At 72.6% G+C, this 21999-nt stretch carries 20 protein-coding genes; 11 read left to right on the plus strand and 9 right to left on the minus strand.

Annotated elements, in window-relative coordinates:
• The first annotated feature begins 147 nt into the window (after nt 1–147).
• The 4 genes from ACNKF0_RS20550 (at nt 148) to ACNKF0_RS20565 (ending at nt 3056) form a co-directional block, all read left to right on the plus strand.
• The gene (locus ACNKF0_RS20550; RefSeq protein WP_416954645.1) at nt 148–714 is read left to right on the plus strand and encodes a DUF1992 domain-containing protein; all 567 of its coding nucleotides are present in this window, start codon (nt 148–150) and stop codon (nt 712–714) included.
• 65 nt (nt 715–779) lie between these two features.
• A complete protein-coding gene (locus ACNKF0_RS20555) occupies nt 780–1877 on the plus strand; it encodes an HpcH/HpaI aldolase/citrate lyase family protein (RefSeq protein WP_416954646.1) in 1098 nt (365 codons plus the stop codon).
• A gap of 1 nt (nt 1878) precedes the next feature.
• Nucleotides 1879–2760 carry an HpcH/HpaI aldolase/citrate lyase family protein gene (locus ACNKF0_RS20560; protein ID WP_416954647.1) on the plus strand — a complete coding sequence of 294 codons (882 nt, stop codon included), beginning with the start codon at nt 1879–1881 and terminating at the stop codon, nt 2758–2760.
• Between the two features lie 152 nt (nt 2761–2912).
• On the plus strand, nt 2913–3056 hold the full coding sequence (locus tag ACNKF0_RS20565; protein ID WP_165355940.1) for a hypothetical protein: 144 nt from the start codon (nt 2913–2915) through the stop codon (nt 3054–3056).
• An 88-nt stretch (nt 3057–3144) separates the two neighbouring features.
• Here the strand turns inward: ACNKF0_RS20565 and ACNKF0_RS20570 are convergent, their stop codons facing one another.
• Nucleotides 3145–4173 (minus strand): M48 family metallopeptidase, encoded by a 1029-nt coding sequence (locus tag ACNKF0_RS20570; RefSeq protein ID WP_416954648.1) that lies wholly within the window; start codon nt 4171–4173, stop codon nt 3145–3147.
• Between the two features lie 101 nt (nt 4174–4274).
• Between ACNKF0_RS20570 and ACNKF0_RS20575 the strand changes: the two genes are divergently transcribed.
• Nucleotides 4275–5564: an aminoglycoside phosphotransferase family protein gene (locus tag ACNKF0_RS20575; protein WP_416954649.1), complete on the plus strand. Its 1290-nt coding sequence runs from the start codon at nt 4275–4277 to the stop codon at nt 5562–5564.
• Nucleotides 5565–5615: 51 nt separating this feature from the next.
• Here the strand turns inward: ACNKF0_RS20575 and ACNKF0_RS20580 are convergent, their stop codons facing one another.
• The 4 genes from ACNKF0_RS20580 to hutH all read right to left on the minus strand — a co-directional run bounded on the left by ACNKF0_RS20580 (nt 5616) and on the right by hutH (nt 10743).
• Nucleotides 5616–6203, minus strand: a complete 588-nt coding sequence (locus tag ACNKF0_RS20580) for a DinB family protein (RefSeq protein ID WP_416954650.1) — start codon at nt 6201–6203, stop codon at nt 5616–5618.
• Between the two features lie 38 nt (nt 6204–6241).
• Nucleotides 6242–7381: a M14 family zinc carboxypeptidase gene (locus ACNKF0_RS20585; protein WP_416954651.1), complete on the minus strand. Its 1140-nt coding sequence runs from the start codon at nt 7379–7381 to the stop codon at nt 6242–6244.
• A 105-nt stretch (nt 7382–7486) separates the two neighbouring features.
• On the minus strand, nt 7487–9193 hold the full coding sequence (gene hutU, locus ACNKF0_RS20590) for a urocanate hydratase (RefSeq protein WP_416954652.1): 1707 nt from the start codon (nt 9191–9193) through the stop codon (nt 7487–7489).
• Nucleotides 9190–10743 (minus strand): histidine ammonia-lyase, encoded by a 1554-nt coding sequence (gene hutH, locus ACNKF0_RS20595; RefSeq protein WP_416954653.1) that lies wholly within the window; start codon nt 10741–10743, stop codon nt 9190–9192. Before hutH ends, hutU begins: the two co-directional genes overlap by 4 nt.
• A 183-nt stretch (nt 10744–10926) precedes the next feature.
• On the opposite strand from hutH, the gene ACNKF0_RS20600 reads away from it, so the two are divergent.
• The 3 genes from ACNKF0_RS20600 (at nt 10927) to ACNKF0_RS20610 (ending at nt 12814) form a co-directional block, all read left to right on the plus strand.
• The gene (locus ACNKF0_RS20600) at nt 10927–11358 is read left to right on the plus strand and encodes a hypothetical protein (RefSeq protein ID WP_416954654.1); all 432 of its coding nucleotides are present in this window, start codon (nt 10927–10929) and stop codon (nt 11356–11358) included.
• A gap of 85 nt (nt 11359–11443) precedes the next feature.
• On the plus strand, nt 11444–12022 hold the full coding sequence (locus tag ACNKF0_RS20605) for a hypothetical protein (RefSeq protein ID WP_416954655.1): 579 nt from the start codon (nt 11444–11446) through the stop codon (nt 12020–12022).
• A gap of 24 nt (nt 12023–12046) precedes the next feature.
• Nucleotides 12047–12814, plus strand: a complete 768-nt coding sequence (locus tag ACNKF0_RS20610) for an IclR family transcriptional regulator (protein ID WP_416954656.1) — start codon at nt 12047–12049, stop codon at nt 12812–12814.
• Here the strand turns inward: ACNKF0_RS20610 and ACNKF0_RS20615 are convergent.
• Nucleotides 12786–13319: a class F sortase gene (locus ACNKF0_RS20615; protein ID WP_416954657.1), complete on the minus strand. Its 534-nt coding sequence runs from the start codon at nt 13317–13319 to the stop codon at nt 12786–12788. The genes ACNKF0_RS20610 and ACNKF0_RS20615 overlap by 29 nt on opposite strands.
• A gap of 388 nt (nt 13320–13707) precedes the next feature.
• On the opposite strand from ACNKF0_RS20615, the gene ACNKF0_RS20620 reads away from it, so the two are divergent.
• The 3 genes from ACNKF0_RS20620 (at nt 13708) to ACNKF0_RS20630 (ending at nt 18962) form a co-directional block, all read left to right on the plus strand.
• On the plus strand, nt 13708–17322 hold the full coding sequence (locus tag ACNKF0_RS20620; protein ID WP_416954658.1) for a heterodisulfide reductase-related iron-sulfur binding cluster: 3615 nt from the start codon (nt 13708–13710) through the stop codon (nt 17320–17322).
• A 149-nt stretch (nt 17323–17471) separates the two neighbouring features.
• The gene (locus tag ACNKF0_RS20625; RefSeq protein ID WP_416954659.1) at nt 17472–18020 is read left to right on the plus strand and encodes a toxin-antitoxin system HicB family antitoxin; all 549 of its coding nucleotides are present in this window, start codon (nt 17472–17474) and stop codon (nt 18018–18020) included.
• 108 nt (nt 18021–18128) lie between these two features.
• Nucleotides 18129–18962: a DUF4097 family beta strand repeat-containing protein gene (locus ACNKF0_RS20630; RefSeq protein WP_416954660.1), complete on the plus strand. Its 834-nt coding sequence runs from the start codon at nt 18129–18131 to the stop codon at nt 18960–18962.
• 156 nt (nt 18963–19118) lie between these two features.
• On the opposite strand, the gene ACNKF0_RS20635 is transcribed toward ACNKF0_RS20630, so the two are convergent.
• Genes ACNKF0_RS20635 through ACNKF0_RS20645 form a run of 3 tightly spaced genes read right to left on the minus strand, consistent with a single transcriptional unit; the run spans nt 19119 to nt 21999 of the window.
• Nucleotides 19119–20069, minus strand: a complete 951-nt coding sequence (locus tag ACNKF0_RS20635) for a siderophore-interacting protein (RefSeq protein ID WP_416954661.1) — start codon at nt 20067–20069, stop codon at nt 19119–19121.
• Nucleotides 20066–20932, minus strand: a complete 867-nt coding sequence (locus ACNKF0_RS20640) for an ABC transporter ATP-binding protein (protein ID WP_416954662.1) — start codon at nt 20930–20932, stop codon at nt 20066–20068. Before ACNKF0_RS20640 ends, ACNKF0_RS20635 begins: the two co-directional genes overlap by 4 nt.
• Nucleotides 20929–21999, minus strand: coding sequence for a FecCD family ABC transporter permease (locus ACNKF0_RS20645; protein ID WP_416954663.1), 1071 nt, complete (start codon nt 21997–21999; stop codon nt 20929–20931). The genes ACNKF0_RS20640 and ACNKF0_RS20645 overlap by 4 nt, the downstream gene beginning before the upstream one ends.

Below are 21999 nucleotides of genomic sequence, written 5' to 3' on the forward strand. Positions count from 1 at the left end.
GGAAGTTCAGCTCCTTCAGCAGCACCGCACGCGCAACACGCGATGGACTTCCACCCGAGCGCGTGGAAGTTCAGCGCGGGGGTCGGTGCGCAGAGCCGGGGTCCGCTCGCCAGGGGCGCCTAGGCTGGCCGGACGGAGGTGATCGTGATGTCCGACCTCGAGCCGTCCCCCGAGGAGTCCGGCGTCGAGCCTGTCCGCAAGGAGCGGGAGCGCGACGACCGCACCGGCCGCTCCGCCGCAGCCGCCCGCATCGCGCAGCAGGCCACCTGGGTGGACCTGCAGGTGCGCCAGGCGATGGAGCGCGGAGAGTTCGACGACCTGCCCGGGCAGGGCAAGCCGATCGAGGACCTCGGCGTCGAGCACGACCCGGACTGGTGGGTCAAGAAGCTCGTCGAGCGGGAGAACATCGCGCTGCTCCCCCCGGCCATCGCGCTGCGCAAGGAGGACGCCGAGCTCGACGACCGGCTCGACGAGATCACGGCCGAGAGCGAGGTACGGCGCGAGCTCGCCGACTTCAACAAGCGGGTGGTCGAGACGCGCCGGCAGCTGCAGGGCGGACCCCCGGTGATCACCGCACCGCGCGACGTCGACGCCGAAGTGACCGCGTGGCGCGAGCGACGTACGGCCCGGGTCGAGGCGCAGCGCGCAGCCGTCGCAGCGAGTCGGCCGGCACCGCGCAAGCGGTCGTGGTGGTCACCCTGGCGCGAGCGTTGACCGGCCTCACACGGAGGAGACATGCGTCATATCCGGCGCCCGGCGCACGACGGTAGTTTGCGCCCATGACACGCCCCGCCAAGGACTTCTTCGCCCCGCTCGCCGTCGGTGCGCCCGCGCCGCCGCGCGAGATCCCTGCCCGGCCGAGCCGTGCGATCCACTTCTTCGACCCCGGCAACGAGAAGATGGCCGCGAAGGTGCCCGACATGGTCGGCACGGTCGACGTGCTGCTCGGCAACCTCGAGGACGCGGTCAAGGCGGAGAACAAGGAGAAGTCCCGGCAGGGCCTCGTCGACATCGGGAAGGCCACGGAGTTCGGGCCGACCCAGTTCTGGACCCGCATCAACTCGCTCGACAGCCCGTGGGTGCTCGACGACCTGACCACGCTCGTGCCCGAGATCGGTCACAAGCTCGACGTGATCATGGTGCCGAAGGTCCAGGGAGCCGAGGACATCCACTACGTCGACCGGCTGCTCGCCCAGCTCGAGGCCAAGGCCGGCCTCGACCGGCCGATCCTGGTCCACGCGATCCTCGAGACGGCGCGCGGCGTGGCCAACATCGAGGAGATCTGCGCCGCCAGCCCGCGCATGCAGGGGCTGTCGCTCGGCCCCGCCGACCTCGCCGCGGACCGTCGGATGAAGACCACCCGCGTGGGCGGCGGCCACCCCGGTTACGTCGTGCGGCAGGACCCGGTGAGGGACGACCTCGGCGTGCCGCAGTACGACGCCCAGCGCACGTCGTACCAGCAGGACCTGTGGCACTACACGATCGCGCGCATGGTCGACGCGTGCGCGATGCACGGGATCTACCCCTACTACGGGCCGTTCGGGGACATCAAGGACACCGTCGCCTGCGAGGACCAGTTCCGCAACGCGTTCCTGCTGGGCTGCGTCGGCGCCTGGTCGCTCCACCCGGTCCAGATCGCGATCGCCAACCGGGTCTTCTCCCCCAGCGTCGAGGACGTCGCGCACGCCCGCCGCGTCATCGCGGCCATGGGCGACGGCACCGGCGCGGTGATGATCGACGGCAAGATGGAGGACGACGCGTCCGTCAAGCAGTGCCAGGTCATGGTCGCGCTCGCCGAGGAGCTCGCCGCGATCGACCCGGAGCTGAAGAAGCAGTACGACGCCATCCCCGACCAGCAGAGCGCGACGGAGGCCTGAGATGACCCACCAAGAGACGGCATTCACCCCGCTCCGCTCCGTCCTCTACATGCCGAGCTCCAACGAGCGCGCGCTGGAGAAGGCGAAGACCATCGCCTGCGACGGCCTGATCCTCGACCTCGAGGACGCCGTGGCTCCCGACGCCAAGCCGGCCGCCCGCGAGGCCGCGGCCGCCGCAGCTGCGAGCGGCGACTACGGCCGACGTACGGTCACCATCCGCGTCAACGGCCTCGGCACCGAGTGGCACGACGACGACATCGTCGCCGCCAGCCAGGCCGGACCGGCCGCGATCGTGGTGCCCAAGGTCGACAGCGCCGACGACGTCGCCCGGCTCGTCGCGGCGATGGAGAAGGCCGGCGCGCCCGACCACACCCGGCTCTGGGCGATGGTCGAGACCCCGGTCGCGATCCTCGACGCCCTCGCCATCGCGCGCGCGTCCGAGCGGATCGGCGCCTTCGTCCTCGGCACCAACGACCTGGTCAAGGAGCTGTACGCCGAGCACGTCCCCGGTCGTGCCCCGATCCTGCCCAGCCTCCACACCGCGCTGCTCGCCGGTCGGGCCGCCGGCATCGCCGTCGTCGACGGGGTCTACAACGACGTCAAGGACACCGAGGGCTTCCTCGCCGAGTGCGAGCAGGGGCGCCAGATGGGCTTCGACGGCAAGACCCTCATCCACCCCGGCCAGGTCGAGGGCGCCAACCGGGCCTTCGCCCCCAGCGAGGCCGCGGTCGACGACGCCCGCGGCCTGATCGCTGCCTGGGAGGAGGGGAAGGGCGCCGGCGTCGTGACGTACAACGGCAAGATGGTGGAGAACCTCCACGTCGAGTCGGCCCGCCGCACGCTGGCGATCGACGAGGCGATCCGGGGCCTCGGCACCGCCTGAACCCCACCCGACGGGGTGGACAGAGCGTGGACACTTCCTCACCCACAGGGATGGGTCCGACTTGGCCAAACGCGGGAGGTACCGCCAGAGTGATGCGGCCCCGCCCACCGTGGGCCGGCCGCATCACCCCGCGTCACCTAGGAGGCACACCCATGATTGTCCTCGGACTGATCCTTCTCATCCTCGGACTCCTGCTCCCGCAGAGCATCCTGACCACGATCGGCATCATCCTGATCGTCGTCGGCCTGGTGCTCAACTTCGTGCCGATCGGCGGCTCCAGCCGACGGGTCTGGTGACACTCACCGCCTGACTGGCTTCCGGCCCCGGACACCGTTGGTGTCCGGGGCCGAGCTGTCTTTCGGACCGGCAGGATCCGGAGATGGCTCAGGCGCCCTCGTTGGCCCGGCGGATGCGGTCGTTGAGCCACGAGCTGGCCGTGCCCACCCAGCCGGCGAGGTCGTGGACCAGCCGGCCGAGGGTGTCCTGGGTCCGCTCGAAGGCAGCGGTGTAGCTGGCGGCCGCCTCCTGCGCGGCGTCACTGACCGAGGCGGTGTCGTCGTCGGCGCGGCGCGGGTAGTCACCCCCGAGGATCGTCGTGTAGGCGCCCGAGTCGATCCAGCGCCGCAGCTCGGTCGCGCGGACCACCGCGAACGGGTGGCTCTGCTGCTGGAGCAGCGAGAGCTTGATGAGGGACTCGCGGACGTCGCCACCCTCGTCGTACTCCGCACCCTGCGACAGGAACGACGTGACGTCGAGCTCGTCGAGGGTGCCACCGCTGGCGAGCTTCATGTGGGTGCGCAGCGCGGCGGTGGGGTCCTGGCTGGCCAGCAGGCCGGCGCGGTCGGCCGACAGCTCGGCCTTGCGCGACCACTCCAGCAGGCCGACGGTGATCATCCGGATGCCGATGGCGCCGCCGGGGATCGCGTAGAGCAGGCCGCCGAGGCCCAGCAGCCGCACCAGGAGCGTGCGATAGACGGCGTGCCCGCTGACGGCGTGCCCGAGCTCGTGACCGATGACGAAGCGCAGCTCGTCGTCGTCGAGGTGGTGCACCAGGCCCGAGGACAGCACGATGATCGGCCGGTCCATGCCGACCGTGACGGCACCGAGCGTGGGGTCGGCCTGGACGTAGAGCTCCGGCAGGTCGCTGACGTCGAGGCTGCGGCCGACCTCCGCGAGCAGCCGGTGCAGGCGCGCGAACTGGCGCTCGTCGACGCGCACGGCCGAGCCGAGCAGCGTCAACCGCCAGGCCCGCTCCCGGAAGACCCCCGACATGGTCTTGAGCAGCACGTCGAAGCCCTTGAGCTTGCGCAGCGCGACCAGTGCGCCCTTGTCGGCGGGGTGCTCCCACGCCCGCGAGCTGATGTCCGTGAGCACGGCGCGCGCACGCGCCGGCTTCTTCTCCCCCGATGCCATGGGGGGATCCTGACCTACGCGGCCGCGTCGTGTCGCGGGTTCGCCCGGACCGCGTCGAAATCGGGTGACGACGAGCGAGCCGCACGGCGATGATTCCGGGCATGGCCGGCTCGCAGCGCACGCACCACGTCGCCCTCGTCCGCGACGGCACCGTCCTGGTCGGCCCCGACGGGTCGCTGCCGAGCTTCGTGCAGGACCGCGCGGACGACGACGCGCCTGAGCCCACGGCGTACGCCACCACGCTGGTCGGCGACGGGGTGCACGCGGCGCCGGTCGTGATGCTGACCCCGGAGGACGACGACGTCCGGCCCGGGTTGTTGCACGTCCTCGCCCTGCGCGGCCCGGCTCCCGCGGGCGTCACGTGGCGCGCGGTCGACGACCTCGCCGAACCGTGGCGGTCGCCCGTCCGGACAGCACTGCAGCAGTACGACGACGAGGCCCCGCCGCGCCGACCGGCCTGGTTCCGGGCGGGCTGGCACGACCACGTCGAGGGGTGGGTCGACCAGCAGCTTGCCGGGACCGACCGCCGCCGCACCGGCCCGCTCCGGACGCACCGGGTCTGGGGCATCTCTGCCGTCTTCGAGGTGCCGACCGACCGCGGCACGCTGTGGTTCAAGGCGTGCTGCGACCACTTCATCGCCGAGGCAGCGATCGTGCACCGCCTCGCCCGGCGGATCGGCCACCTGGTGCCGGTGCTGGCGGGCGCGGACGACGAGGCCGGCTGGCTGCTCATGGAGCCGATGCGAGGTGCCTCGGACCGGGACCGTGCCCCGGGAGCGGTGGACGCGGTGGCGCCCGCATGGGCGCAGGCCCAGATCGCGGCGCTCGACTGGCTCGACGAGCTGCGGGCGGCGGGCTGCCCCGAACGCGGCCTGGAGGCCACCCTCGAGGCATGGCACGCCGTGCTGGCCGCCAGCCCGGAGATGGCCCTGCTCACCGACGGCGAGCGGCAGGAGCTGGCGACCGCGGCCCCGCGCGCCGAGGCGCTGGTGCGTGAGTTCTGGGGGTGCGGGATCCCCGACACCCTCTCGCACGGCGACCTGCACCCGGGCAACGTCGCCTACGACGGGCGCGAGGTGCGGATCTTCGACTGGACGGACGGCTGCGTGACCCACCCGTTCCTCGACGGCAGCCACCTGGCGCGCGTGCTCGACTGGTACGGGACCGGTGATGGCGAGGCGGAGCGGGTGATGCAGGCGCACGCCCGGCCGTGGCGCGATGCCTTCCCCGAGGCCGATGTCGACCGCGCGCTCGAGCTCGCGCCGCTGGCCGACCTCGTCTTCCAGACCGTCACCTTCGCCCACATCGCCACCGCATCCGAGGACGGCTCGGGCGACTTCACCGGCACGGTCGCCCGGCTCACGAGCGCGCTGCTCGACCTCGTCCGCTGACGGGCGACCGCCGCCGCGCACGTGCGGCGGTCGTTGCCCTCGAAACGCCGATCAGAGGGCCATGTCCGCCGCACGTGCGGCGGTCTCGATCTCCGCGCGCCGGCCGGCCCAGAACGCCGCGTCGTGCCCGTCCGCGGCCATGGCCTCGGCGTCGGTGCCGACCGCGCCGTCGAGCTCCTCGCGCAGGATGTCGGCATGCCCGGCGTGCCGGCTGGTCTCGGCGAGCAGGTGGACGAGGACGTTGAAGAGCGGCACCTCGGCGCCGCCCCACCACTCGACCCGGCCGGTGTCGTCGAGGGTCAGTGCCTCGATGGTCGCGTCGCTGTGCGCCCACACCCGCCGGTAGCGGTCGACGACGTCGCTGCGCGACTCGTCCGCGCTCGCCCACATGTCGGCCAGCCGGTCGGCCTCGACGTCCCACCGCGGCAGGGGCTCGGGGAAGGGGCGGTCGAAGACCTCGCCGAGGTAGCGCGCCTCCCACGTCGCCAGGTGCTTGACCAGCCCCAGCAGGTTGGTCCCCGTCACGGTCAGCGGGCGGCGTACGTCGTACTCCGAGAGGCCGTCGAGCTTGGCGAGCACCGCCAGGCGCTCGTGCTTCAGGTAGCTGTGGAGGTTGGCCTTCGCGGCGTCGGCGTCCATGGGCGGCACCCTGCCACCGACGCCGCGTCGGCCACCGGTCATCCGTGCGGGTCGGGGACGAACGGCCCGCGCTCGCGGATCGTGTCGGCGGGCACCGTGTCGCGGGTCCACAGCGAGCCGTCCGCGGCAGCCCGGAGGATCGCCGTGCCGGCGACCTCGGTCTGCTTCGCGATCATCCCGCTGCTGGCCTGGCCCATGTCACCGCGGGCCTCGTAGAGCACCGAGGCGGAGCCGAGCAGGCCGTAGGCGTTGCGGGCGATGCCCGGGAACGGGGTGCTCGGGTAGCGCGTGATGTTGGCGTAGCCCTTGCCCTCCAGCGCGTCGAGCATCTCCGAGACCACCCGCTTGGAGTCGGTCACGACGCCTGCGAACTCCTCGCTGATGCCCAGGGCCTCGGCCTCCGCCTCGGCGTTGGGCCACATCACCGAGCCGGTGATCATCCGGCCGTCGTCGTCGACGTAGGTCCCCTGGTGGTGGAAGTCCACGACGAGCCGCGGCTGCCGCTCGTCCCACAGCAGCCGCATCGCGATGGCCTCGGGCACGGGGTTGTTCGTGTCCGGACCGGGCTGGTAGGGGTGGTCGTACGCGCTCTCCGAGTAGGAGTGGTAGCGGTTGATGTCGTAGCCGCGACCGGCCTGGTAGAACTCGCAGAAGGCCGGGCAGGAGGTGTCGAAGTTCTGCCGCCACGGCGTGGTGTTGCCGGCCAGGTCGACCACGTCGGCGTCGAAGCCGTCGACGTTGACGCGCGGCACGATGGTGACGGTGAGCGCGTCCCTGATCGCCTTCGCCTCGGCCGACCCGCCGGCCAGTCCGCGGACGACGCTGACCATCGCGTTGGAGACGATGTACTCGTTGCCGTGCTGGTTGGCGACGAACATGATGTCGGTGTCGCCGTCGCCGATCGTCACGACGGGGATCTCGCGGCCCGTGTTGGACGGCAGGGGTGCCGGGCTGAGGTCGAAGCTCCCCTTCGCGCTGCCCTCGATCGACTCGAGGGTGCTCCACAGCTGCTCGTAGCTGCGGATGGCGTTGGTGTTCTCCTCGCCCTGCGGCCACGGGCCGCCCGGGGTGGTGTCGGGGCCGGCGACCGCCGGTCCCATGGTTCCCGCGGCCGCCAGTGCGACGGCTGCCGCGGCGAGGGCGCACGTCCGGGTGCGCCTGGTGATGGATGGGTGCATGAGCCTGTCCTCCCGATAGGTGGTCTCGCGGTCCATCCACCCACCGGCACCGAGGGGTGTCAACGGCTACCGGCCGGTCACCCCTCTACGGGCGGAGGCCGGGGCTCAGACCTCGGACATCGGCACCCGGACGCCGCGCTCCTCGGCGACCTCGATCGCACGGTCGTAGCCCGCGTCGACGTGGCGGATGACGCCCATCCCGGGGTCGTTGGTCAGCACGCGCTGGATCTTCTCGGCTGCGAGGGCCGTGCCGTCGGCGACGGTCACCTGGCCGGCGTGCAGCGACCGACCGATGCCGACGCCACCGCCGTGGTGGAAGGAGACCCAGGTGGCACCCGAGGCCGTGTTGACGAGCGCGTTGAGGATCGCCCAGTCGGCGATCGCGTCGGAGCCGTCGAGCATCGCCTCGGTCTCGCGGTAGGGCGAGGCGACGGAGCCGCAGTCGAGGTGGTCACGGCCGATGACGACCGGCGCCTTGAGCTCGCCGCTGGCGACCATCTCGTTGAACTTCGCGCCGGCCTTCGCGCGGTCGCCGTAGCCCAGCCAGCAGATGCGCGCCGGCAGGCCCTGGAACTGCACGCGCTCGGCGGCCATGTCGAGCCACGTGTGGAGGCGGGCGTACTCCGGCTTCGCGTCGGCCGGGAACAGCTCCTTGATCGCCCGGTCGGTCGCGGCGATGTCGGCGGGGTCGCCCGACAGCGCGGCCCAGCGGAACGGGCCCTTGCCCTCGCAGAAGAGCGGACGGATGTAGGCCGGCACGAAACCGGGGAACTCGAACGCCCGGTCGTAGCCGCCCTTGCGGGCCTCGTCGCGGATCGAGTTGCCGTAGTCGAAGACCTCGGCGCCGGCGTCCTGCAGCTCGACCATCGCGCGCACGTGGGTCGCCATCGACTCCTGCGCACGCTTGGTGAAACCGCGGGGGTCCTCGGTGCGCTCGCGCTCCCAGTCGTCGTACGACGTCCCTGCCGGCAGGTAGTAGAGCGGGTCGTGGGCGGAGGTCTGGTCGGTGACGATGTCGACCAGCGGTCCCTCCCCCTTCCCGGCCCGGTCGAGGTGGCGCTCGAGGATCTCGGGCAGCACCACCGCGGCGTTGCCGAGCAGGCCGATCGACAGCCCTCGCCGCTCGTCGCGCGCCTCGAGCGCGAGCTCGATGGCGTGGTCGAGGTCGCGGGCCTGGACGTCGAGGTAGCGCGTCTCGAGCCGCCGGTCGATGCGGTGCTGGTCGCACTCGACGCAGATGGCGACACCGTCGTTCATGGTGACCGCGAGCGGCTGCGCGCCACCCATGCCGCCCAGCCCGGCGGTGACGGTGATGGTGCCGGCGAGAGTTCCATCGAAGCGCTTGTCCGCGATCGCGGCGAAGGTCTCGAAGGTGCCCTGGAGGATGCCCTGGGTGCCGATGTAGATCCACGAGCCGGCCGTCATCTGGCCGTACATCGTCAGCCCGAGGTCCTCGAGGCGCCGGAACTCCTCCCAGTCGGCCCAGTCGCCGACGAGGTTGGAGTTGGCGATCAGCACCCGCGGCGCCCACGCGTGGGTCCGCATGATGCCGACCGGCTTGCCCGACTGCACGAGCAGCGTCTCGTCGTCCTCGAGGTCGCGCAGGGACGCCACGATCGCGTCGTACGCCTCCCAGCTGCGCGCCGCCTTGCCGGTGCCGCCGTAGACGACGAGGTCCTCGGGGCGCTCGGCGTTGTCGGGGTCGAGGTTGTTCATCAGCATCCGAAGCGGTGCCTCGGTCTGCCACGACTTCGCGGTCAGCTCGGTGCCGGTCGCGGCGTGGATGGGCAGGCGGGGGTTGGACGAGGTCACTGGAGTTCTCCGATCACGGACTCGGCGGCGGCGAGGACCGCGCCGGACTGGACGAGGCCGACGGCGGCCTCGATCTCGGGCGAGAGATGGCGGTCGGGGCCGGGGCCCTCGATGCCGTTGCGACGCAGCAGGTCGACGACCGCTCCCGTCGCGGGCGAGGGGGTGAGGGGGGCTCGGAGGTCGAGCGCGCGGGCCGCGGTGAGCACCTCGACCGCGACCACCCGCGACAACCCGTCGACGGACCGGCGCAGCTTGCGGGCGGCGTTCCAGCCCATCGAGACGTGGTCCTCCTGCATCGCGCTCGACGGGATCGAGTCGACGGACGCGGGCACCGCGAGCCGCTTCAGCTCGGACACGATCGAGGCCTGCGTGTACTGCGCGATCATGTGGCCGCTGTCGACCCCGGGATCGCTGGCGAGGAACGGCGGCAGCCCGTGGCTGCGCGCCCGGTCGAGGAAGCGGTCCGTACGTCGCTCGCTGATCGAGGCCACGTCGGCCGCGACGATCGCGAGGAAGTCGAGCACGTAGCCGACCGGGGCGCCGTGGAAGTTGCCGTTGGACTCGACGCGGTCGCCCACCACGACCGGGTTGTCGATCGCGCTGGCGAGCTCACGGCCGGCCACGGTCGCGGCGTGCTCGACGGTGTCGCGGGCGGCACCGTGCACCTGCGGCGAGCACCGCAGCGAGTAGGCGTCCTGGACCGTGTTGCACTCCACCGTGTTCTCCGGCCCGGTCCGGTGCGAGGCGACGATCGCCGAGTCGGCCATCAGCGCGGTGAGGTTGGCCGCCGACAGGGCCTGGCCCGGGTGGGGCCGGATGTCCTGCAGCTCGGCCGCGAAGACCCGGTCGGTGCCGAGCTGCGCCTCGACGCTCATCGCCGCGGCGACGTCGGCGGTGCGCAGCAGCATCCGCAGGTCGGCGATGGCCATGACGAGCATGCCCAGCATCCCGTCGGTGCCGTTGATGAGCGCCAGCCCTTCCTTGGCGACCAGCTCGACCGGCTCGAGCCCGGCAGCGGCGAGGGCGTCGGCCGCCGGCACCAGCGTGCCGTCGGCGTCGCGGACCTCGCCCTCGCCCATCAGGGCCAGCGCGCAGTGCGCCAGCGGGGCGAGGTCGCCCGAGCAGCCGAGCGAGCCGTACTCCCGCACCACCGGCGTGATGCCGTGGGACAGCAGGTCGGCCATCAGCTGCGCGGTCTCGCGACGTACGCCGGTGCGCCCCGTCGCGAGCGTCGAGAGCCGCAGCAGCATCAGCGCGCGCACCACCTCGCGCTCCACCTCGGGACCGGAGCCGGCGGCGTGCGAGCGGACGAGGGAGCGCTGCAGCTGGGCGCGCATCTCGGTGGGGATGTGCCGGGTGGCGAGGGCGCCGAAACCGGTGCTGACGCCGTAGGCCGGCGTCTCGGCGGCGGCGAGCGCCTCGACCACACCCCGGGCGTGGTCGATCGCGGCCAGCGCGTCGTCGGTGAGCGTGACGCGGGAGCCCTCGCGGGCGACGCTGACGAGGTCGTCGAACGAGACGGGGCCGACCCCGACGTGGATGGTCTGCATGCCTTCATCAAACGCGCGTGACGAGGTCGTCGCCAGAGGCGGAAGCGAGGTCCAGTCTCAGATCCGAGACCGGACCACTCACCCGTACGGAGGACACCGGACACGTCCGGCGCATGGCACGGTGGAGGGGCGGGGACACACCCGTGGCAAGCCCAGAAGCAAGCCGGAACAAGGAGGCCCTCGATGGACGCGACGACATGGATCATCGTCCTGGTGGTGGTGCTGGTCGTGGCGGCGCTCGTCGCCTGGCTGGTCACCCAGCAGCGCAAGAAGAAGCAGCAGGAGCATGCCGAGCACCTGCGGGCAGAGGCCCACGAGCACGCGACCGAGATCCCGGAGACCCAGGTACGGGCGAAGGAGGCCGAGGCCGAGGCCGAGCGCGCCCGGCTCGAGGCCGAGCGCGCCCAGTCGAAGGCCCGCGAGGCGCAGGTGGCCGCCACCCAGCAGCAGGCGGTGCACGAGGACCGGTTGCGGACGGCCGACGAGGTCGACCCCCGCGTCGACACCTCGTCGGACGGCTACGCCCCGGGCACGTCGGCGCACGACCCCGACACCGTGCTCGACGCCGACGACCCGCGCCGCAGCGACGGGACCGAGGGCACGCACCGGGCCTGACCGGCACGCCTCACGACGCAACGCAGGACAGGGACGGCCAGTGCTGGAAGACTGGCCGTCCCTGTCCCGTGAAAGAGGAAGCCCCGTGACCACGCTCATCATCGTCCTCGTCATCATCGCAGTCGTGCTCGCTGTCGCGGCGTTCCTCGTCCGGAAGAAGAACCGCGAGGCCAACGTCGCCCGGGCCGAGCAGCTCCGCGCCCAGACCGCGACCCAGGCCCAGTCCACGATCGCCCCGGCCCAGGAGCGCGCCGCGGCTGCCGAGGCCGAGGCCGAGCAGGCCCGCGCCGCAGCCGCCAAGGCCGAGGCGGAGGCCGAGGAGGCCCGCGTGGCCGCCCAGCAGATCGAGGCGACCCACGAGGGCCAGGTCCGCGCGGCCGACCGGATCGACCCGCGGGTCGACCACCGGGCCGACGACTACGCCCCGCAGGTGCCGGGCACCGCGGACCACACCCCGACCCCGCCGTCGGAGGTCGACGCCGAGCCGACCGCCAGCCAGCCTGTTGAGCAGCCGGCCGCCGGCAGCACCGAGGACGGCCGGGCGCCGCTGCTGCCGCGCCGCACCCCCGGCGCCAACGAGATGCCCGGCAAGCCGATCGAGCAGACCGACGGCGGCGGTGGGTGGTTCACCAAGGAGTCGGACAAGGACTCCGACCGCAGCTGAGCGGGACGTGCCACCATCGGCCCCGTGAGCCAGGTCCCCGCAGCGACGCGCACCCTGCGCGTGCTGCGCTTCCTGGCCACGCAGGCCGATCCGGTGCCGCTGGACCGCATCGTGCGCGCGTGCGACCTGCCGCGCAGCACGGCGTACCACCTGCTCAACACGATGATCGACGAGGGCTTCGTCGTCCACCTGTCCGACGAGCACCGCTACGGCCTCGGGGTCGCCGCGTTCGAGGTGGGCAGCGGCTTCACGCGCCAGGAGCCGTTGGCCCGCCTGGCCCGTCGGCCGCTGGCCGAGCTGGTCGACCGGACCGGCCACGGCGCCCACCTCGCCGTGCTCCACGGTCGCGACGTCCTCTACGTCATCGAGGAGCGCGCCCCCGGGCGGCCGCCGCTCGTCACGGACGTCGGGGTGCGTCTGCCCGCCCACCTGACCGCCTCCGGCCGCGCGATCCTCGCCGCCCTGCCGGCCAGCCAGGTCCGGGCGCTCTACCCCGACCGCGACGCGTTCGTCGACCGGCACGGCGAGGGCCCCTCGTCGTTGAGCGCCCTCCGCACGGTGCTGTCCACGACGCGGCAGCGCGGCCACGCGAGCGAGGACGGCGAGGTGACACCGGGGCTGCAGAGCGTGGCCGCCGCGGTGCTCGACCACAACGCCCACCCGGTGGCAGGCGTGGCGGTGACCTTCCCCAGCGACACCGGGGCAGACGTCGAGGCGATCGCCGCGGCGGTGAGGCAGACCGCTGCCAGGCTGACCCGGCGGGTCAGCGGGCGGGCAGCAGCCGCGCGTTGACGATGATCCGGGTGCGGTAGACGCCGGTCAGGTCGTTGCGGTCGCCACACGTGATCAGGACCAATCGCGGCTTGCCCCTGTCGCTGAACAGCGCGGCCACCCCCGCCCGCGTCATCCCGGTGACGCGGCGCACCCGGGTGACCTCGAAGCGGTGGCGACCCACCACGACGACGTTGCCGGGACGCAGCCGTCCGAGGTCGTCGAAGACTCCGGGCCCCTTGGACCAGGTGTGGCCGGCGAGGACGGCACTGCCCGGCTGCCCGGGCAGCACGCCCGAGCGCCAGCGGTAGACGTCGCGGACGCTCCGCCCGATCGCGAGGTGGCCGGCCCGGGTGACGCCCACCGGGATGATCCCGGCGTCCACCCCGATCGCTGGGACGGCCAGGCGGCCGGTCGCCGCGGACCGCGCGGTCGTGTCGGGTGACGCCACGACCGGGTACGCACGCGCGGGCGCGCCCGCGAGCACAGCCGACGCCACCAGCGCGACCACCAGCACCCTGCGCATGCCCCACATCGCTCGACACCCTCCTCGGACCCGCCGGACGAACCCCCTCGTCCGGCGATCGGAGGCTACGCCCGCGCGGGCGCGCTCGTGTCGATCTTCGACCAACGTGGGGAGATCCTTCGACGAGCAGCCAGGAGAAGGGGCCGTGTCGTCAGCGCTGCTGCCCGCGCCGGGAGGGTGTCTCGACCACCGAGCCTCCGTCAGGCGCGCACAGGAGGGCCGCGACCTTCTGGTCCGTGCCCACGCTCAGTGCCACACGATCGCCCGCACCTCGGCGCTTCAAGTTACCTGCGGGTAGGATCCATCTCACGCCGCAGAGCCCTGCCGTCGGCGTGTTCGGCGGACCTAGGCTGCGGCTCTGTACGCCCCTACCGAGGAGCAGCCCTTCATGCAGATGTTCGCGATCGTCGTCTCGTTCGCACTGACCGTCGCCGCCGTCGCCATGCTCGTCCCGGCCGTACGGCGCATGCTGGGCGTGATCCGCGCGGGCCAGCCGGCACCGGGCCGCAACGACAACCCGACCGGTCGCACCGCGACGATGCTCAGGGAGACGTTCCTCCACACCCGGATGCTGCAGTGGCACTGGGTCGGCATCATGCACTGGTTCGTCTACATGGGGTTCCTGCTCCTCAGCACGGCCGTGCTGGCCGCGTACTTCCAGCTCTTCAAGCCCGACTTCGCGTACCCGATCATCGGCCACTGGTATCCCTTCGAGTGGCTCATGGAGGTCATCGGGGCACTGAGCACGATCGGCATCGTCTTCCTGATCGTCTACCGGCAGAAGCACCACCCGCGCAGCGAGGGGCGCAGGAGCCGCTTCTTCGGCTCCACCTTCTGGCAGGCCTACTTCGTCGAGGCCCTCGCGCTGCTCGAGGGATCGGCGATCCTCTTCGTCCGTGCTGCGGAGTGGCGGCTCGACGAGGAGTCCGGCCGCGCCCACTACCCGTTCTCGTCGTGGCTCGGTGACCTGCTCTACCCGAGCTCCGTCACGTCGCTCGAGAACCTCATCTACGTGATCGCGACCTTCAAGATCGCGCTCGCGATGGTCTGGCTGATGGTGATCGCCCGCAACATCACCATGGGCATCGCGTGGCACCGCTTCACCGCCTGGTTCAACATCTGGTTCAAGCGCGAGGCCGACGGCACCACCGCCCTCGGCGCGATGAAGCCGCTGACCTCGGACGGCAAGGCGATCACCCTCGACGACATCGACGACCTCGACGAGGACTCGGTGCTCGGCGTGGGCAAGGTCGAGGACTTCTCGTGGAAGGGCATCCTCGACTTCACCACCTGCACCGAGTGCGGCCGCTGCCAGTCGCAGTGCCCCGCGTGGAACACCGAGAAGCCCCTCTCCCCCAAGCTCCTGATCACCAGCCTGCGCGACCACGCGTACGCCAAGCACGACGGCGCGGAGGCACACGCCGAGCGTGCGCTGGTCGGGGTGGGCTCCAAGGGCGAGACGGCCGGCGCGGGCACCGACGTCCTCGACTACTTCTACAACCCCGAGGACGCGCCCTTCGTCATCGACGAGGACGTGCTGTGGAGCTGCACCTCGTGCGGCGCCTGCGTCCAGCAGTGCCCGGTCGACATCGAGCACGTCGACCACATCATGGACATGCGGCGCTACCAGCTGCTGGTGGAGTCCAACTTCCCGGCCGAGCTCAACCAGCTGTTCAAGGGCCTGGAGAACAAGGGCAACCCGTGGAACATGTCGAGCACCGCTCGCATGGACTGGGCCAAGGGCCTCGACTTCGAGGTGCCGGTCGTCGGGGAGGACCTGGAGTCCCTCGAGTCGGTCGACTGGCTGTTCTGGGTCGGGTGCGCAGGGGCGTACGAGGACCGCGCGAAGAAGACCACCCGGGCCGTCGCCGAGCTGCTCGACATGGCCGGCATCTCCTTCGGCGTGCTCGGCAACGGCGAGACCTGCACCGGCGACCCGGCGCGGCGCGCCGGCAACGAGTTCGTCTTCCAGGGCCTCGCGCAGCAGAACGTCGAGACCTTCAAGGAGTACAAGGTCAAGAAGGTCGTCTCGACCTGCGCCCACTGCTTCAACACGCTGAAGAACGAGTACAAGGACTTCGGCATCGAGCTCGAGGTCGTGCACCACACGCAGCTGCTCAACCGCCTCGTGCGCGAGGGCAAGCTGACGCCGGTCAAGGACGGCGCCGGCGCCGCGAAGCGCTCGATCACCTACCACGACCCGTGCTACCTCGGTCGCCACAACGAGGTCTACTCGCCGCCGCGCGAGCTGCTCCAGGTGCTGCCCGGCGCCGAGGTCATCGAGATGGAGCGCAACTCCGAGCGGTCCTTCTGCTGCGGCGCCGGTGGCGCGCGCATGTGGATGGAGGAGAACCTCGGCGAGCGGATCAACATGAACCGCACCAGGGAGGCCGTCGGCACCGGCGCGGACCAGATCGCCGTGGGCTGCCCCTTCTGCCGCGTGATGCTCTCCGACGGGCTGACCTCGCAGCAGGCGTCCGGCGAGGCCCGCGAGGAGGTCGAGGTCCTCGACGTCGCGCAGATGCTGCTCGCCTCGGTCAAGGGCGAGCAGGCGACCAAGGCCGCCCCGGGCTCGGCGCCCGCCGCCGCACCCGCTGCTGCTGCCGCGTCCGCCGCTCCTGCTGCTTCTGCCACGACCGCCACCGACGTCGCGACCAAGGACGAGCCGGAGGCGGGTGACGTCACCGTCACCGAGGACACCGTGACCGAGACCGCCGATGTCGGTCCCGCCGCCAAGGCGTCCGGCGGCTCGTCGCTCTTCGACACCCCGGCCCCCGCGGAGTCGGCTCCTGCCGCAGAGCCAGCCTCCTCCGGATCGCTGTTCGACACCCCGGCGCCGGCGGAGGCGCCGGCGGCCAAGGCGGACGCGAAGGCCCAGGAGAAGCCGGCCGAGGCGTTCTCCGGGGGGTCGCTCTTCGACACCCCGGCCCCGGAGCCGGAGGCGCCGAAGGACGAGGCGCCCACGGTGCCCCCCGCCGAGGCGCCTGCCGACGAGAAGCCCGCTGCCCAGCCGACGACGGACCTCGGCTCCGGTGGCTCGCTCTTCGACCTCGGCACTCCCGAGCCGGAGCCCGCAGCTGCCGAGGCCCCGCCGACGGCCACGGCCGAGCCCGCCGCCGTCGAGGAGAAGCCTGCTCCCGCACCGAACGCCGACCTGGGCACCGGAGGCTCGCTCTTCGACATCGCGGCCCCCGAGCCGGTGGCCGACCAGCCTGCGGCCGACGCCGAGCCGGCCCCCGAGCCGAAGGCGGAGGTCGCGCCCGAACCGGTCGCTGACGCACCGTCCGCCGGCGGTGCGGCGTCCACGCCCACCACCGACGCCGACCTCACGGGCCTGGGGTCGCTCTTCGACCTCCCGGCGCCCGAGCCGGCAACCCCGGAGCCCGCCACCGAGCGCCCCGTGGACCGTGAGTCTCCTGGAAACTCAGCGGCCAGTGAGCCAGCTGAGTCGGCTCCTGAGCCGGCCGCCGAGGCCGCCGTTGCGCCGGCGCCCGAGGCGACGCCGACGGCTGCCGAGTCGGCGCCCGCGAGCGGTACGACGTCGACGCCGGCGACGGACGTCGACCTGTCGAGCGTGGGGTCGCTGTTCGACCTCGAGGCGCCCTCGACCCAGCCGGCAGCCGGCTCCGCGCCGACGGCAGGCGAGCCCGGAGCGGCAGCTGCGCCGGAGACGACGCCCGAGCCGGAGCCCGAGCCGGAGGCCCAGCCGGAGGTCGAGTCCCCGTCGGCACCTCCGAGCGGGTCGGACCTGAGCCAGGCGGCCCTGTTCCGCGAGGCCGACGACGCGTCCGAGCCGGCCGAGCCCGAGCCCGCGGAGGACCCGGAGACCGTGCTCGATGCGGACGACGCCGACCGCGAGCCGGTGGCCGACGTGCCGGCGGACGCGGGCGACGTACCCGCGTCGTCGGACGACGAGCCGAAGCCCCCCGCGTCGAGCGGCCCGGCCCACACGCCGCGGACGGACGCCGACATCAGCGGGTCGGGCTCGCTCTTCGACCTCTGACCCGGCTCAGCGTCATACGAACCCGCACCCATCGGTGCGGGTTCGTATGACGTCCGGGCCGTTCGCCCGTCACGACTGACGTCACGACGATGTCAGATGACATCACCAAGGCATTGACATGACATCACCATGATGTCAGAGTGGTGCGCATGGACATCACCCCGTACGTCGACAGCCTGCGCCGCGACCTGGTCGCCGCGTCCGAGGCGGGGGGCGAGGAGCTGAAGCAGGCCGCCGAGCGCCTGGCGTACGCCCTGGACCCGAGCGCGCGGCTCGCACTCATGGAGGCCATCTCCCACGCCGCGGCCGAGATCACCGCCGAGCTGCCCGACGGCAGCGTGGACGTGCGGCTCGTGGGCCGCGAGCTCGACTTCGTCGTCGAGGTCGCCCCGCCGACGGCCCTGCCCACGCCTCCCCCGCCGCCCGCTCCCCCGGCGCCCCCGGAGGACGAGGCCGGCGACCTGGCCCGCATCACGCTCCGGATCCCGGAGGCGGTCAAGGCCAAGGCCGAGGAGAAGGCCGCCGCCGCCGGGCAGAGCCTCAACACCTGGATGGTCAACGTCGTGCGCAGCGCGACCAGCGAGCACGCCGTCAACGTCGACATCGACCTCAGCAGCGTCCCCTTCGTGGGCTACGACCCGTTCGCAGGCAACCGCAAGCAGGGCCAGGGCAACCGCCGGATGACCGGCTGGCTCTGATCACCTGACCACCTGACCACCTGATCCCGGGGCACGAGCCCCGCCACCTCATCGCCCTCCGGACCGGCACCGCCGGCCCGTCGGACGAGCACACCCTCAGGAGACCCGATGAGCCACCAGCTCGACCTCACCTTCGACACCCCCGAGCCGATCAACCTCTACGTCGAGAACGGTCGCGGTCGGGTCGACGTCACCGCCACCGACACCACCGAGACCACCATCCGCATCACCGGCGAGCGCGCCGAGGAGTTCGACGTGCGCGACCTGGGCGACCGGATCGCGATCATCGCCCCCCGGCGGGGAGGCGGCCTCCTCGGCAGGGACCCGCACGCGGAGATCGTGGTCGAGGTCCCCGTCGCCAGCGGGCTGCAGGCCAAGGTCGGCAGCAGCGACGTCCGCACCCACGGCCGGTTCGGCGACGTCCGGGTCGACAGCGGCTCGGGCGACGTCTCGCTCGACGTCGTCGAGGGCGACAGCCTCGTCCAGACCGGCTCCGGCGACCTGGTCGCCCACTATCTCCTCGGCGAGACGCGCCTCAAGTCCGGCTCGGGCGACGTCCTCGTCCGGCGAGCCGAGTCGACGCTGGTCGTCACGACGGGCAGCGGCGACGTCCGCGTCGAGTCGGCCCGCGCCGAGATCGCGGTCAAGACGGGCTCGGGCGACACGCACGTCCTGTCGATGGGCGGCGAGGCCGTGGTCAACACCGGCTCGGGCGACCTGGTCATCGGCGAGGTCGCCTCGGGCCGGGTCACGGCCAAGACCGCCAGCGGCGATGTGAGCATCGGGGTGGTGCCCGGTACGCCGGTGTGGACCGACGTCCGCACCGTGAGCGGCCGGCTCAGCTCGACGCTCCCGAGCACGGGCGAGCCGGCACCCGACCAGCCCTACCTCGAGGTGCGCGCGACCACGGCGTCCGGAGACGTCACCCTCCACCACAGCTGACACCCGACCGCACCGACCGACGAGAAGGAAGGAGCACCGCCATGCACGACTCGTTCACCGACATCGAGCTGATCGCACGTCACCGCATCGCCGAGCGCGTGCGCTACTCCCCGCGCGCACCCCGCACCAAGCGCCGCTGACCCCGGCGCGAGCCGGTCAGGACTTCATCGCCACGCCGCGACGCCAGTAGCCCATGAAGGCGACCTGGCTGCGGTCGAAGCCGAGCTCCTTGACCAGGTGGCGGCGCAGGCCGGTGACGACCTTCGACTCGCCGGCGATCCAGGCGTAGGTGCCGCCCACGCCCGTGACGTCGCCGGGGACGTCCTCGCCGGAGGAGGAGTAGAACGGCGTCTCCCACAGGTCGGGGTCCACCTCGTCGGGGGCCACCTGGACCTCGGCGCCTGGCAGGCCGAGGTGGGCCACCACGGCGTCGTGCAGACCCGTGCCGAGCTCGGCACCCTCGCGGGCCAGCCAGACGACCCGGACGCCCGCCGGACGGCGTACGTCCTGGACGTCGGCAGCGAACGGGACCTCGAGGAACGCCGTCCCGGTGGTGTCGTGCGGCAGCTGCTCGAGCACCGTGCACACGGCCGGCACGGCCGTCTCGTCGCCCACGAGCAGCAGCTCCGCACCCGGACCGGGCGTGAACTCGATGCCGCCGTAGGGGAAGCCGCGCCGCGGGGCGAGCAGCGCGATGCGGTCACCGACCCTCGCGCGGGAGGCCCAGAGCGAGCCGGGGCCGACCAGGTCGCCCTCGAGGTGGAGCACCATGTCGACCACCAGGGTGGTCTGGGCCCCGGCGCCTCGGACGTCGCGGATCGTGTAGGTGCGCATGTGGCCGCGCTCCGCCGCCGGACGCTCCAGCCACGTCGCGAACCACGTGTCGTCCGCGCCCTCGGTGGAGGTGATGCCGCCCGTCTCGGGGTCGGGGAGGATCAGCTTGATCCGCTGGTCCCAGCGCGGGCCGTCGACGCCGAAGTCGGCGAGGTGGGGGCTGCCGAGCTCGACCCGGACGAAGGTCGGCGACAGCCGCTCGACCGCGACCACCTCGACCTCGGTGAAGAGCATGGGCAGGACGGCCTGGTTCGAGCTGGCGGTCACGGTCATCGGGTCTCCTGGTGGGAGGGGGCGGACGGACGGGTGCGGCCGGGCTGGTGGCGCCCGACCGGTACGACGAGCGGGGTGTGCGAGACCGGGTCGTCGATCACCCGGTTGTCGAGGCCGAAGACGGTGCGCACGACGTCCTCGGTGACGACCTCGCGGGGACTGCCCTCCGCGACGATTCGGCCGGTGTGCAGCGCGACGAGGTGGTCGGCGTAGCGGGCCGACAGGTTGAGGTCGTGGAGCACCATCACGATGGTGGTGCCGCGGCGGGCGTTGAGCTCGGCGAGCAGGTCGAGCATCTCGACCTGGTGGGCGACGTCGAGGTAGGTCGTGGGCTCGTCGAGCAGCAGCAGGTCGGTGCCCTGAGCGAGCGCCATCGCGATCCACACCCGCTGGCGCTGGCCGCCGGAGAGCTCGTCGACGACCCGGTCGGCGAGGTCGAGGGTGTCGGTGAGGGTCAGCGCCTCGGCGACCGCCTCGTCGTCGGCGTGGGTCCAGCGACCGAAGGGGCCGTGGTGCGGGTGGCGGCCGCGACCGACCAGGTCCGCGACGGTCACCCCCTCGGGAGCGACGGGGTTCTGCGGCAGCAGCCCGAGCGTGCGGGCGACCTGCTTGGTGGGGAGCCGGTGGATGGCCTCCCCGTCGAGGAGCACCGAGCCCGACCGCGGCCGGAGCAGCCGGGCGAGGCCGCGCAGCAGGGTCGACTTGCCGCACGCGTTGGCGCCGACGATGACGGTGATCCGCCCGTGCGGGACCTGCAGGTCGAGGTCGCGGACGACGGCCGTTTCGGTGTAGCCGAGCGTCAGGTCGCTCGCCTCCAGCCGGGCGGGGGTGTCGGCGGTGAGGGTGGTGGCGGGCGCGGTCATGCCGCTCTCCTTCGACGGTGTTCGGTGAGGGGGCCGCGGGCGAGCAGCCAGAGCAGGAACGGTGCGCCGAAGGCACCGGTGACGACGCCGACGGGCAGGTTGAGGTCGGTGAAGGCGTAGGCGCCGGCGTAGTCGCCCGCCAGCACGATCACCGCGCCGACGAGGCCGGCGGCGGGGAGCGTCGTACGACCCCGGTTGAGGGCCCGCGCGATCGGCCCCGACAGGAACGCCACGAACGCCACGGGGCCGGCGGCGGCGACGCCGACGGCGACCAGCAGGACGCCGAGGAGCATGAGCAGGTCGGTGCGGCCGCGCCCGACCCCGAGGCCGGCGGCGGCGTCGTCACCGAGCTCGGTCGCGCGCAGCGAGCGCGCGGCCCATGCCGTCGCGGGCAGCAGCACGGCCAGCGCGAGGGCCAGCAGCCCGATCGCCTGCCACGCGACCCCGTTGACGCTGCCGGTCAGCCAGCGCAGCACCAGCTGGACGTCGTACTCGTCGACGCGGGTGAAGACGTACTGGATGACCGACTGCATGGCGGCGGCGAGGCCGATGCCGGCCAGGACGAGGCGGAAGCCGCCGTGGTCGCCGGCGACGGCCCGCACGGTGAGGGCGACGGCGAGGGCTCCCAGGATCGCGGCGGCGGAGACCGGCCAGCCGGTCCAGCCGGCCAGGGCGATGGCGGAGATGGCGGCGGCGCTCGCGCCGAGGCTGACGCCGACGATGTCGGGGCTGGCGAGGGGGTTGCGCAGCGTGGTCTGGAAGATGGCGCCGCCGACGCCGAAGGCCACGCCGACGAGCACGGCCAGGACGGCACGCGGGAGCTTGGACTCCATCACGATGTAGGTGGCACCGGGGATCTGCTCGCCACCCAGGATGCGCACGAAGTCGGGGACGGTGACCGTGAAGTCGCCCAGCAGCACGCGTGCGGCGAAGGCACCGACCAGGGCGAGGACGAGTCCCGCGAGGAGGCGTCGGTGGTGGCGCAGCGGCGCCCGGCGCGCACGTCGTACGACGTCGAGGGCGTGCTGCGCGGTGGGCTCCGTGGTGGCGGGGCGGTCGACGGTCAC

The sequence above is a fragment of the Nocardioides sp. T5 genome (assembly GCF_048161455.1).
In the GTDB taxonomy this organism is placed as follows: Bacteria; Actinomycetota; Actinomycetes; order Propionibacteriales; family Nocardioidaceae; genus Nocardioides.